We start from the raw sequence: 13,154 nt of genomic DNA, 5'->3' as shown, positions 1-13,154 counted from the left end.
CGCCCACCCCGGAGGGCTTTTGATGAACACGACACCTTACCCGCCCCAGGTACTCGATCCCGCGCAACTGCAAGCCATCGATGCCTGGTGGCGCGCCGCGAACTACCTGTCGGTCGGGCAGATCTACCTGCTCGACAACCCGCTGCTGGAAGAGCCGCTGACGCGCACCCACATCAAGCCGCGCCTGCTCGGCCACTGGGGTACGACGCCGGGGCTGAACTTCCTGTACGCGCATCTCAATCGCGTCATCAAGGTACGCGATCTCGACACGATCTTCATCGTCGGACCGGGCCACGGCGGGCCGGCTCCGGTGGCGAACGCGTGGCTGGAGGGTACCTACAGCGAAGTCTACCCGCGGGTTTCGCGCGACAAGGACGGCATGCAGCGTCTGTTCAAGCAGTTCTCGTTTCCCGGCGGCATTTCCAGCCATGTCGGCGCGGAAACGCCGGGTTCGATCCATGAAGGCGGCGAGCTGGGCTACTCGCTGTCGCACGCCTTCGGTGCGGCCTTCGACAACCCCGATCTGCTGGTCGCCTGCGTGATCGGCGACGGCGAGGCGGAAACCGGGCCGTTGGCGGGCTCGTGGCAGTCCTGCCATTTCCTCAATCCGGCTCGCGATGGCGCGGTGCTGCCGATCCTGCATCTGAACGGCTACAAGATCGCCGGACCCACGGTGCTCGCACGCATTCCGCACGCCGACCTCGAAGCCATGCTGACCGGCCATGGCTACCGGCCGCATTTCGTCGAGGGCGACGATCCGGAGACCATGCATCAGCGCATGGCCGGCGTGCTGGACGAAGTCATCGGCGAGATCGAGGCGATCCAGCACGCCGCCCGCGATGGCGGCAACGCTGAGCGTCCGCGCTGGCCCATGATCGTATTGCGTTCGCCAAAAGGCTGGACCTGTCCGAAAGAAATGGACGGCAAGCGCATCGAAGGCACCTTCCGCGCCCACCAGGTGCCGATGGGTGAGATGGACCGTGCCGACCATATCCAGATCCTCGAGCAGTGGATGCAAAGTTACCGGCCGCGGGAATTGTTCGACGAAGAGGGAAGGCTCCGCCCGGACATCGCGGCGCTGGCGCCGTCGGGCAAGCGGCGCATGAGCGCCAACCCGCACGCCAACGGCGGCCAGCTGCTGCAGGACCTGAAGTTGCCGGATTTTCGCAGCTACGCCGTGGACGTGCCCGCACCGGGTGCCACACGGGCCGAAGCGACGCGGGCACAGGGGCAGCTCATCCGCGACGTCATCACGCAAAACCCGGACAATTTCCGTGTCGTCAGTCCGGATGAAACCAACTCCAACCGCTGGAACGCGGTGTTCGAGGTGACCGATCGCTGCTCGATGGCGGAGATCCTCCCCGGCGACGACCACGTCGCGCCCGACGGCCGTGTGATGGAAGTGCTCAGCGAGCACCTGTGCGAAGGCTGGCTGGAAGGCTATCTGCTGACCGGACGCCACGGCTTCTTTTCCTGCTACGAAGCGTTCATCCATATCGTCGACTCGATGTTCAACCAGCACGCCAAATGGCTGAAGGTATCCAGCGAGGTCCCGTGGCGGCAGCCGATTGCCTCACTCAATTATCTGTTGAGCTCGCACGTCTGGCGCCAGGACCACAACGGCTTCAGCCACCAGGATCCCGGTTTCATCGACCATGTCGCCAACAAGAAGGCCGAGATCATTCGCGTATACCTGCCGCCGGACGCCAACACGCTGCTGTCGGTGACCGATCACTGCCTGCGCAGCCGCGGCTACGTCAACGTGATCATCGCCGGCAAGCAGCCCTCGCCGCAGTGGCTGGACATGGATGCCGCGGCCGCGCATTGCACCGCCGGCCTGGGCGTGTGGTCGTGGGCCAGCAGCGATGCCGGCGCGAACCCGGACGTGGTGATGGCCTGCTGCGGCGACGTGCCCACGATTGAAACCATGGCCGCGATGGACCTGTTGCGCCAGCACCTTCCGCAGCTGCGCGTGCGCGTGGTCAACGTCGTCAACCTGATGAAACTGCAGCCACCGAGCCAGCATCCGCGCGGCCTCGATGACGCCGCGTTCGATGCGATGTTCACCACCGACAAGCCGGTGATCTTCGCCTGGCACGGCTACCCGACCCTGATCCATCGGCTGGTCTATCGGCGCACCAATTACCACAACTTCCACGTCCACGGTTATCAGGAGGAAGGCACCACCACCACGCCGTTCGACATGGTGGTGCGCAACGGCCTGGACCGTTACCACCTGGTCATCAATGCGGTCAATCGCGTGCCCGGACTGGAGCACGATGCGCCGCGGGTGCGCAAGGCGATGACCGGAGCATTGGAGGCGCACCGTCAATACATCGTCGAGCATGGTGAGGATCCGCCTGAAATCCGCGACTGGCGATGGCAGGCAGACAAGAGCCCATGACGGACGACGAAATCCGCGAGCGTCCCAATCGGATTCCGTGGCCGCCGATCCTCTACCTGGCGGCACTGCTGGCGGCATGGGTGCTCGAGATGATCTGGTCCACGTCCTCGCTCGCACTGTGGGCCGATGGGGGCGCGTGGCTGCGTGCCGTTGGTATCGCGCTGCTATGTCTGGGCGTGGGCCTGGATCTGGGCTCCATGCTCGCCATGCACCGGGCGCATACCAATGTGCTGCCGCATCGCGGCGCACAGCATCTGGTGACAACCGGTGTGTTCGCGTTCTCGCGCAACCCGATTTATCTCGGCAACACATTGGCACTCGCCGGCATCGCGTTGGCGCTGTCGTTGCCGTGGCTGTTGATGACAACGTTGCTCGTGGCGGTGCTGGTCGACCGTCTGGCAATCCGTCGCGAAGAGCGGCACTTGTCGGCACGCTTTGGCCCGGCTTTCACTGATTATGCGCGCCGGGTTCCGCGCTGGATTGGTCTCCGGCGACACTGACATCCTGGAGCGGTTCGGGCGCCGCGTCGTCCGGCCGTCGCAATCCCTTCGCCACTTCACGCAGCGCCGCTTCGTCCAGGGTCTCGACCTCCAACAACTGCGCGGCGGCCGTATCCAGAATGTCGCGATTGTCGGTGAGGATTTGCAGCGCCTGCTGCGACACCGCCTGCACGATGCTGCGCACGGCCCGGTCGATGGTCTCGGCGGTGGCCTCGCTGTAGCTGCGCTCCAGATAGCCGGCACTGCGATCGCCGAGAAATCCGGACTTGTCCCGCTCGTAGCTGACGCTGCCCAGATCGGCGTCCATGCCGTAGCGCGCGACCATCGAGCGGGCAATGTCGGTGGCGCGCGCGAGGTCGTCGGAAGCGCCGGTGGAAAGCGCACCGAACACCAGGCTTTCCGCCGCGCGGCCGGCCATCAGCACCGCGATCTTGTTGCGCAGTTCGTTCTCGGTCATCAGGAACCGATCCTCGGTCGGGCGCTGGATGGTGTAGCCGAGCGCGCCGATCCCACGCGGGATGATCGAGACCTTGTGCACCGTGTCGGCGCCGGGCAGCGCCATCGACACCAGCGCGTGGCCCATCTCGTGATAGGCGACGATTCGGCGTTCCTTCGGGTTGATCAGGCGGTTGCGCTTTTCCAGGCCGGCGACGATACGTTCGATGGCATGGGTGAAGTCCTCCATGTTCACCGCCTTGGCACGCCGCCGCGTCGCCAGCAGCGCCGCCTCGTTGGCAAGATTGGCAAGATCGGCGCCGGTCATGCCGGTGGTCAGCGCGGCGACCTGCTCCAGCTCGACATCCTCCGCCAGGGTGATCTTGCGCACATGCACCTTGAGGATCTCCACCCGCCCCGCGCGGTCGGGTCGATCGACCAGCACCTGGCGGTCGAAGCGGCCCGCGCGCAACAGCGCCGGATCGAGGATCTCGGGCCGGTTGGTGGCGCCCAGCAGCACCACGCCCTCGGTCGGATCGAAACCATCCAGCTCCGACAAGAGCTGGTTCAGGGTCTGCTCGCGTTCGTCGTTGCCACCCTGGACGACACCGGCGTTGCGCGCGCGTCCGAGTGCGTCGAGCTCGTCGATGAAGACGATGGCGGGCGCCGCCTTGCGCGCCTGTTCGAACAAGTCGCGTACCCGCGCCGCGCCGACGCCGACGAACATTTCGACAAATTCCGATCCCGAGATCGAATAGAACGGCACGCCCGCCTGCCCGGCGACGGCGCGTGCCAGCAGGGTCTTGCCGGTGCCGGGCGGCCCGACCAGCAGGATGCCCTTGGGCATCCGCGCCCCGAGCGAGCCGTATTCCTTCGGGTTCTTGAGAAAGTCGATCACCTCCTGCAACTCGGCCTTGGCCTCGTCCACGCCGGCGACATCGGCAAAGGTGACCTTGGTGTCGCTCTCGACGAAGACCTTCGCCTTGCTCTTGCCGATCGACATCAGGCCGCCCATGCCCTGGCGGCCGGCCATGCGGCGGATGACGACCAGCCAGATGCCGATGAAGAACAGCGCCGGCAGCACCCAGGCCAACAGCGAGGTGAGCCACGTATTCTCGACCGCGCCGGTATAGGTGGTACCGGTGTCCTTGAGACGCGCCGCGAGCTCGGGCGAGACCGGCACGGTGACGAAGCCGGTCTTGCCGTTCTTCGGCGCCATATAGGTACCGTGGATCGAGTTCGCTCCGATCGTCACGTCCTTGACAGCACGCCTGTCGAGATCGGTTTCGAACTGGCTGTACGGGATGGTTTCGATCGTCTGGTTCTGCACCCAGGCGTTGCGCAACAGGACCACTCCCATCACGGCGAGAACGATGTACCACGAATTGATCTTGGTGGAACGGTTCATGGCGTTGGTCCAGCTACTTGTTGGTGTGTTACGCGCGCTTCCCGACCAAACGGGTGGACGGTATCACGGGGGGCCGCAAGCTCGTGTGGCGCACGTTCGGCCCGCGTTGGGAAATTCACACTGAAACTCGAATCGAGTTGTCCGGTATGGAGGATGAAGGGCCGACAACTGCCACGGCAGGTGTCGGACATGACGTCGCCCCAATGAGCCGCGGGCGAGGCGACGGGGGACTTATTCGCTACCCGGACTTCCCTGGTTGCGACTGCTGCCAAGACGCCCGAACGTGCTGACCAATACGCTGGCCAGCTTTGCGGACGCACCGTCGATCGCCAGCTCGATGGTGGACGCGCGATGGTTGGCGGCAACGGGATCCAGGCCCGCAGGACGCGCCTCGAGCACGCAGCGTTTGTCATCGACACCGTCCTTGCCACCATTCACGTCGCTGAGATAAACCTGGATACGGGTGATCTGTGCTTCGTAGCGGCTGACGGCCGAACGCACCGCGTGGTTGAGCTTCTCGTCAAGCTCTTCGGTCATCACGGTATGGTCATCTGCCTGCACGATAATCTGCATCGGATCCTCTCCTGCTCATTCATTGCGGCAATGGCCCTAGTCGATCACAACGCGATCTGTGTGATTTCCGCGTACACGAGCCACGGTGGTGTCGCGGCGAACTGCGTAGTGGCCGACGCCCGTGGACAAGGCCAATGGATGGAATGTCGGCAAGCAGCCTGCCGTGCGATGGCCAATGGCTGTGGTGATCAGTTCATGCTGCCACCCAGGGGGTTCGTCGGCGCGACTTTCCCGTTCGCCTTGCGCCAACAAGCGTATCGTGGACCGGCAGCTGACATGACGGGCTCGACGTTTCTCCTGGATGCATGCACGTTTCCGCCATTGGGCCGCATTCGGCACCGAATCGAGGGTAGACACCATGTTGACGATGATAGAAGGGCTTCCGGATCACGTGATCGGCATCAAGATCACCGACAAGCTGCGCGCCGAGGATTACGAGAAGCAGCTGATCCCGCTGGTCAACGAGCGGCTGGACAAACACCGCAAGCTTGATTTCCTGTGCTGCATCGAAGGCGAGTGGAAGGGGATGGAGGTCGGCGCCGCATGGCAGGACCTGCGTCTGGGCCTGGGCAAGCTGGGCCACTGGGCACGCATGGCGATCGTCACCGACATCGATTGGCTGGAGAATGCGATCAAGCTGTTCCGGCTGCTCTCGCCCGGCGAGCTCAGGCATTTCGACAGCGATGAATACGACGACGCCAGGAGCTGGGTCTGCGAACGCGATCGTGCCCGCATCGGCATGGAGCTGGATGTCGACACCGGCATCCTCGTGCTGGAACCCGCCACGAGCAAGGCCCTCAGCGAGGACGATTTCGAACTGGTGGGCGAGGCGATCAGGGACTATCTCGCGGAGCACAAGCGGCTGCGCGGCATCATGATCCACAGCCGGCGTTTTCCCGGCTGGCAAAGCATCGGCGCGTTGTTCGCGCATCTGAAGTTCGTCAACAGCGTGCACGACAAGATCGGCAAGGTGGCGCTGGTCACCAACAGTCCGATGGGGTCGTTCGCCGACCATGTGCTTGATCCACTGATGCTGGCCAAGGTTCGCCAGTTCGACTACGACCAGCGCGACGAAGCAATGAGCTGGCTGCAAGACTGATACGCCATTGGAGGCTCCACCTCGACCCCACTCGCGGTTCGATGACTCCGGCAGAACCCGGTAGGTGCCGCGGGTTGGGCGATTTCGGCAGTGCGGGCGGCTCAAGCCCCGGCGCGAACGGGGCTTGCGGATCGATCCATGCCGTCGGTCGGGAACGCCAGGCTCCGGTCGGCGCGCGCGTTGCCGAGCGCGCGCGACGCGTTGATGATCGTGGCAAGGTCGACCACTTCCTGGAGTGCCGCGCCGATGATCGCCGGAAGCAAGCCAAAGGCGGCCAGGAACATGAGTCCGACGCTCAAGCCGATGCCAAGCCAGATACTCTGCAGCGCGACCTGCATGGTGCGCTGGCCAATCGCCACCGCCGTCGCGGTTTTCGACAAGTCGTCGACGGTAATGATGACATCGGCCGACTCACTCGCCGCCGTTGCGCCCCTGGCCCCCATCGCGATGCCGACGTCGGCCACCGCAAGCACTGGCGCATCGTTGACACCATCACCGACCATGATGACGGGGCGCTGCTCGATCGACTGCACGATACGGACTTTGTCTTGCGGCAGCAGCTCAGCGTTCACGTCGCGGATTTGCAGATGACCGGCGACATGTCGGGCCGTCTCATGGGCGTCCCCGGTGAGCATGAGGAATCTCTTGACGCCCAGCGCGGCGAGCCTGTCGATGGTCGCGCCAGCATTCTCCCGCAACCGGTCGCTGAGCAGGATCGCGCCGGCAAACCGGCCATCAACAGCGACGTACACCGCCATCTCGCCGCTGGCGATCGGCGTTGCACACGCATCGACAGCGGACGACGCGACGAACGCGAGTTTACCGACCACGACTTCCTGGCCATCGATCATCGCAATCACGCCGTTGGTTGCCTCCTCACGTGCCGTCGACGCCTCGCGCGGCACCAGCCCCCGTTCCAGCGCCGCGTCCACGATGGCGGTCGCCAGCACATGCGATGAATACCGTTCGGCGGAAGCGACCAGCGTGAAGAGTTCATCTTCATCCAGTCCTCCGGATGGTCGTACCGCGATCACCGACGGATCGCCGTGGGTAAGTGTTCCGGTCTTGTCGAACGCCACCGTGCGCGCGTGGGACAACTGCTCGAGCGTTCCACCGCCCTTGACGATGATGCCGTGCCGGGAGGCCCGGCTCATCCCGCCCATGAAGGCCACCGGCGCCGCGATCAGCAGCGGGCATGGCGTGGCCACGACGAGCACCTCCGCAAACCGGGTCGGATCACCCGACAACAGCCACGCGACCGCGGCGATCAGCAGCGAGACGGCGGTGAACGGAACCGCGTAACGGTCGGCGAGGCGCACCAGCGGAGCACGGCTCTCGGCAGCCTCGGCGACCAGCGCCACGATGCGCTGGTACTGGCTGTCGGCGGCAGGGGCGCTGGCCTGCATGACGATGGCTACCTCGCTGTTGACCGACCCGCTGAGCAAGTTGTCGCCACGTATCCGCTCGACCGGAAGACTTTCACCGGTAAGCGATGACTCGTCGAACGTGCCGGCGTCGGAAACGAGCACACCGTCCACGGGTACGACTTCGGACGGCCGCACCAGCAAGCGATCGCCAATGACCACGGCGGAGACCGGAACGTCCTCCAGACTGTCGTCCTCGTCGCCCATCCGGTGGGCCTGCCGGGGCGCCCGGTCGAGCAGCGCGCTGAGCTCCCGTCGGGCGCGACCTGCTGCGTACTCCTCCAGCGCCTCGCCACCGGAGAGCATCAGCACGATGACCAGACTCGCCCAGTATTCCCCTACCGCCACGGTCGCCACGATGGCCATGATGGCCAGGACGTCGATACCCATCCGCCCTTGCAGCAGGTCGCGCAGCATGTCCCGCGCCTGCCTTGCCGCGATGGCCAGCGCGAACGTGCTTACGATCCATCGGGCCGTGTTCCACGACGCGAGGACACCATGACCGAACAGGTCGATGGCACCACCCACGATGCCAACCAGCAGGGTAAGGGCGACGATCGGGTAGCGTCTGGTCCAGCGGCTGACTGTGTTCATCTCGTCGGTGGCGCCTCCGGAGCGTTTGCCTGCTGCAGAGCGAGCATGGCACAAGGGAGGCTGACGCTGACTCGTGCACCGCCCATTACGGAGCGGCCGAACTCCAGTTGTCCGTGGTGCAGGCTGACGATCGCCTGCACGATCGACAGGCCCAGGCCGCTGCCTTCACCCAGACTGCCTTCCGGGCGATAGAAGCGTTCGCCTAGCTGTGCCGGGTCGACGCTGGAAAAGCCGCTGCCGTTGTCGTTCACCTCAAGCACTACCCGACCGGCGCGGCTACCGACGAACACATTCACCTGGCCGTGTTCCGGTGCGTGACGCAAGGCGTTGTCCAGCAGGTTCTGGAGCAGGATTTCGAGCAAGCCTCGGCTGCCCAGCACGATGTCGTTGCCATCCTGATCGAGCGATAGTTCGATGGAGCGTGCCGCTGCGCGCTCGCTCGAATCCCGCAGGACGGCTTCGGCCACACTCGCCAGGCGCAACTGGCCGGCGTCGTCCAGCTCGGTCAGCTTCTCGACCCGCGCCAGCATCAGCAGCTGCGTCACCAGCTGTTGCATGCGATCCAGTGCGGCATGCGCGCGCTTGAGGTGTCGCGCCTGCAATGTGGCGTCATCACCGTGACCGGCAAGATCCAGTTCCAGGCGCAAAGTCGCCAACGGCTGGCGCAGTTCGTGCGCCGCATCGGCGGTGAAGCGGCGCTCGTGTTCCAAGCCGATCCTGAGGGTTTCGACCAGGCGATCGACAGCCCGGGTGAATGGGGCCAGCTCGACCGGCACCTGCTGGTCGGTGAGCACGGGAACCAGCGGTGTGTTGCTGGCGGACAGACTGCGGGTCAGCCGGCGCAGCGGCTTCAATCCGCCGCGCAATCCGACAAACACGGTGGGTGGCACAAGAACCAACAATGCCAGCAACGCCAGCAGCGTCGGCGCCAGCAGCTTGCGCATCAGTTCGTCGCGTTCGTCCAAAGGTGCCGCGACCTGAATCCAGTATCGCTTGTCGCTGTCCCAGCCCTGGAATACGCGCCAGCGTCGCTTGTCGTAGGTCACTGTGTGAAAGTGCGGGTCACCCGTATCAAACGCCAGCGCGGGCAGTTGCTCATTCTGGATCAGCAGCCGCCCGTGCGCGTCGCGCAGCACGATGGCCGGCCGCTGCGCGGTGGAATCGGAGCCAACGATCTTCTCGTGCGGCAAGCGCACCGGACGGTCCTGCGCCAGCGCGTCCGGCATCACCGCAAACACGCTGGCGGTGGTGCGCACCAGCATCTGGTCAAACACCTCGTCGACTTCATGCAGGCTGCGCCACGCGATCCAGCCGACGGCGATGCTCCACACCAGCACGATGCCGACGATCAGGCGCAGCACCAGCCGCCGGTTCAGCGATGGACGCGTCACGCTGGTTGCCCGCCGGGCGCGTTGATGGCGTAGCCGATGCCGCGCAAGGTGCGGATCCAGCCCGGCCCAAGCTTGTGCCGCAAATGATGGATGTGCACCTCCACTGCGTTGCTGGCCACTTCCCTGTCCCAGCCATACAGCGCGTCTTCGAGCTGATCGCGCGAATAGGCGCGGCCGGGGTGGCGCACCAGGGTCTCCAGCAGCGCGTATTCGCGCGCGGTCAGTTCCAGCGGTGCCCCGGCCAGCGTGGCGCTGCGTGCGGCCGGCGTGACTTCAAGAACGCCGAGGCGGATGGCCGGCTCGAGCTGGCCGTCGGCACGCCGCAGCAAGGCACGCAGCCGCGCGGCCAGTTCGTCCAGGTGGACCGGCTTGACCACGTAGTCGTCGGCGCCGGCGTCGAGGCCGGCCACGCGATCAGGCAACCCGTCGCGTGCGGTCAGCAGCAATACCGGCGTGGCATCCTGGCGCCGGCGCATGCCGGCAATGATCGCCGGACCACTGCTGCGTGGCAGGTTCCAGTCGAGTATCGCGGCGGCGTAGTCGGTATCGCTCAACGCGGCCGCCGCCTGGGTGCCGTCGGTGATCCAGTCCACCGCATAGCCGAGCTGGCGCAGGCCATCGGCCAGCGCCTGCCCCAGTGACTGATCGTCTTCGGCTAACAGGATGCGCATGGGGTCACCTTATCCGGCGCCCCACCCGTCGACTTGACTTGGCGCAAGTGACGACACCTTTTCGATCGCCTGCGGCATCCTGCCCCAGGGCGCGCTTGCGGCCGTGGATCATCGCCGCAATCAGGTTCTCGCCGTAGTGCACACTCTCGCCAACCGCCGCCAGCACGTGCAGCACGACCAGCCCCAGCACACCATAGGCCAGCACTTCGTGCAGGTCCTGCAGCCAGCCCTCGCCGAAAAACCTGTCGGTGGTCTGCAGCCAGCCGCTGAAGCCGACCAGCAACACCCCGGCCAGTAGCGCCAGGATCATCACCGACGCCCCGGGGTTGTGCCCCAGTTGCCTGCGCGAGCGCCCGGCCAGGCGTTCGCGCAGGTAGGAACGCACCCGGCGCGGACCCACTACCCAATCGCTGAAACGGGCGTGCCGCGTGCCGACCCAGCCCCACACAGATCGCACCGCGATTAGGACCAGGATCGCGTAGCCAAAGCCGCGATGGACCAGCTCGCCCTCCTCGGTGAAAAAGTTGGCGAGGAACAAGCCCGCCAGCGACCAGTGAAACAGGCGGACCAACGGATCCCAGACCTTGACCGTGGCGTTCATGGGCTTGTCCTCGCTCGGATGGATGGCGATCAGCCGCCCTTCTTCTTGACGATGCGGCCGTCGGTCGGGTCGAAGTAGATCTCGACGTTCTTGCCGGCCTTGTCCTTGCCGTAGATCTCGTAGCAGTTGCCGGTGACCTGGAACACCTTGATGGTGTAGCCCTGGTCCAGAACCTTCTGCTTCATTGCCGCTTCGCTCAGCCACTGCGCGCGCGGTGCGTTGGTGCATTGCGGTGAGGCGAAGGCCGCTGCCGACAACATGGCGGCAGCAAGAAACAAGGGTGCAATGACGATGCGTTTCATGACTCTTCTCCGGTATCGGCATGATTGCCTTGGGTGTCATTGCAGCCGCAGGGCCTTATGCCAGTCTTAAGGAGCTTGCGCGTCCGGATTGACGTCGATCAGTACGCCGTGGCGAGCTTCATGCGAGAGTCGTGCGCAGCGCGCACTCACGGATCAAATCCGCATGATCATCTACAGCTGCCACGGCGCCGCCAAGCAGGTGACCGGCTCGTGCCACCTGATCACCTGCAACGACCGTCGCGTATTGATCGACTGCGGCCTGTTCCAGGGCAGCGAGGAAGTCGAGCAGGCCAACGCGGAACCGTTCGGGTTCGATCCGGCCGGCATCGACGTGCTGCTGCTGACGCATGCCCACCTGGACCACTGCGGCCGGATTCCGCTGCTGGTGCGGCGGGGCTTTCGCGGCCGCATCCTCTGCACCGCCGCCACCCGTGAGCTGGCGCGGATCGTGATGCTCGACTCGGCCGGCATCCAGGAAGAGGATGCTCGGCGCGCCCAGCGCAACAACCGCCGTGGCGACGCGATCGCACCGCCGCTGTACACGCTGGACGATGCGCTGCATGCACTGGACTTCTTCGCGGCAGACGTCGGCTACGACGAGACCGTGCCGGTGGTCGAGGGCATCACCGCCCGCTTCCTGGACGCCGGGCATATCCTCGGGTCGGCCTCGATTCTGCTCGAGCTCGACGACGGCAGCCATCGACGCAGCATGCTGTTCTCCGGCGACCTGGGCAATCCGGGTCGGCCGATCCTGCGCGACCCCACGCCGGCACCGCCGGCCGACTACGTGGTGATGGAGAGCACCTATGGCGACCGCCCGCACCGTTCCGTACCCGACTCGATCGACGAGATGTACCAGGCGATCCGCGAGACGTTGAACCGTCGCGGCAACGTGGTGATCCCGAGCTTTGCACTGGAGCGTACCCAGGAAATCCTCTACTACCTGCACCGCGGCATTCGCGACGGCGCGATCCCGCAGCATGTACGGGTGTTCCTGGATTCACCGATGGCGATCTCCGCCACCGAGATCTTCCGGCGTCATCCGGAGTGCTTCGGCGAGGACTTCGTCGATGAGCTGCAGCACGGCGACCCGTTCGCGATGCCCGGCCTGCATTTCACCCGCGAGACCGGCGAGTCGATGGCGATCAACAGCATCGACAACGGCGCCATCATCCTGGCCGGCTCCGGCATGTGCAACGGCGGTCGCATCCGTCACCACCTCAAGCACAACCTGTGGCGCGAACGCTGCAGCGTGGTGTTCGTCGGCTACGCCGCCGAGGGCACGCTGGCGAGGCGCATCGTCGATGGCGCGACCAGCGTGCGCATCTTCAACGAAGACATCCCGGTGCGGGCGCAGGTCTGGACCATCAACGGCTTCTCGGCGCACGCCGACCAACCGTCGCTGCTGGACTGGCTGGGCGACGCACCTCGACGCAAGGTGTTTCTGGTGCACGGCGAATACGGCCGCGGCATGCGTGCGTTGCAGGAAGTGCTGGAACAGCGCGGCGTAGCCTGCCAGCTTCCCGGTTTGCACGAACCCATCAAGATCGATTGATCGGAGGCACACGCGGCCTGGTACCGGCGATCCGAGCCGGATCGCTTGTGTGCCGGTGCGCAAATCGAAAAGAAGGTCTGGCTTGACCTGGATCAGGTCGCCACGGCCAGCGGACATCTACATTCAGGCCGCATTGCACGCGAGTCCCTTGGGGAAGGGATTCGGTGGCTTTCGACACTTCCCGCCGGTGCCCGAAC

The 13,154-nt window shown here is 65.2% G+C and carries 11 protein-coding genes; 4 read left to right on the top strand and 7 right to left on the bottom strand.

Translation table 11 applies throughout. The annotated features are described in order from the left end of the window. Positions 1 to 22 precede the first annotated feature (22 nt). Positions 23 to 2,404 (top strand): phosphoketolase family protein, encoded by a 2,382-nt coding sequence (locus AC0L58_RS02750; protein ID WP_473686447.1) that lies wholly within the window; start codon positions 23 to 25, stop codon positions 2,402 to 2,404. Beyond that, positions 2,401 to 2,904 (top strand): methyltransferase family protein, encoded by a 504-nt coding sequence (locus tag AC0L58_RS02745; RefSeq protein ID WP_473686445.1) that lies wholly within the window; start codon positions 2,401 to 2,403, stop codon positions 2,902 to 2,904. The genes AC0L58_RS02750 and AC0L58_RS02745 overlap by 4 nt, the downstream gene beginning before the upstream one ends. Here the strand turns inward: AC0L58_RS02745 and ftsH are convergent. Further along, the gene (ftsH, locus tag AC0L58_RS02740) at positions 2,852 to 4,747 is read right to left on the bottom strand and encodes an ATP-dependent zinc metalloprotease FtsH (RefSeq protein ID WP_473686443.1); all 1,896 of its coding nucleotides are present in this window, start codon (positions 4,745 to 4,747) and stop codon (positions 2,852 to 2,854) included. The genes AC0L58_RS02745 and ftsH overlap by 53 nt on opposite strands. Positions 4,748 to 4,978: 231 nt before the next feature. After that, on the bottom strand, positions 4,979 to 5,320 hold the full coding sequence (locus AC0L58_RS02735; protein ID WP_473686441.1) for an HPF/RaiA family ribosome-associated protein: 342 nt from the start codon (positions 5,318 to 5,320) through the stop codon (positions 4,979 to 4,981). 358 nt (positions 5,321 to 5,678) lie between these two features. Here AC0L58_RS02735 and AC0L58_RS02730 point away from each other — a divergent pair, with 358 nt between their 5' ends. Continuing rightward, a complete protein-coding gene (locus AC0L58_RS02730; protein ID WP_473686439.1) occupies positions 5,679 to 6,419 on the top strand; it encodes a SpoIIAA family protein in 741 nt (246 codons plus the stop codon). 101 nt (positions 6,420 to 6,520) lie between these two features. On the opposite strand, the gene AC0L58_RS02725 is transcribed toward AC0L58_RS02730, so the two are convergent. Genes AC0L58_RS02725 through AC0L58_RS02705 form a run of 5 tightly spaced genes read right to left on the bottom strand, consistent with a single transcriptional unit; the run spans position 6,521 to position 11,402 of the window. Further along, a complete protein-coding gene (locus tag AC0L58_RS02725; RefSeq protein WP_473686437.1) occupies positions 6,521 to 8,437 on the bottom strand; it encodes a heavy metal translocating P-type ATPase in 1,917 nt (638 codons plus the stop codon). Continuing rightward, entirely contained in the window at positions 8,434 to 9,828 is a 1,395-nt protein-coding gene (locus AC0L58_RS02720; protein WP_473686435.1) for an ATP-binding protein, read from the bottom strand. The genes AC0L58_RS02725 and AC0L58_RS02720 overlap by 4 nt, the downstream gene beginning before the upstream one ends. Then, entirely contained in the window at positions 9,825 to 10,499 is a 675-nt protein-coding gene (locus tag AC0L58_RS02715) for a response regulator (protein WP_473686433.1), read from the bottom strand. Before AC0L58_RS02715 ends, AC0L58_RS02720 begins: the two co-directional genes overlap by 4 nt. Before the next feature lie 4 nt (positions 10,500 to 10,503). After that, the gene (locus AC0L58_RS02710) at positions 10,504 to 11,100 is read right to left on the bottom strand and encodes a cytochrome b/b6 domain-containing protein (protein ID WP_473686431.1); all 597 of its coding nucleotides are present in this window, start codon (positions 11,098 to 11,100) and stop codon (positions 10,504 to 10,506) included. 29 nt (positions 11,101 to 11,129) lie between these two features. Beyond that, entirely contained in the window at positions 11,130 to 11,402 is a 273-nt protein-coding gene (locus AC0L58_RS02705) for a PepSY domain-containing protein (RefSeq protein WP_473686429.1), read from the bottom strand. A gap of 163 nt (positions 11,403 to 11,565) precedes the next feature. On the opposite strand from AC0L58_RS02705, the gene AC0L58_RS02700 reads away from it, so the two are divergent. Then, on the top strand, positions 11,566 to 12,957 hold the full coding sequence (locus AC0L58_RS02700) for an MBL fold metallo-hydrolase RNA specificity domain-containing protein (protein WP_473686427.1): 1,392 nt from the start codon (positions 11,566 to 11,568) through the stop codon (positions 12,955 to 12,957). Positions 12,958 to 13,154: the final 197 nt, after the last annotated feature.

The sequence above is a fragment of the Rhodanobacter sp. G2-10 genome, assembly GCF_055809185.1.
The sequence above is the reverse complement of the archived record's forward strand: the minus strand, read 5'-3'. Positions and strand labels throughout refer to the sequence as shown.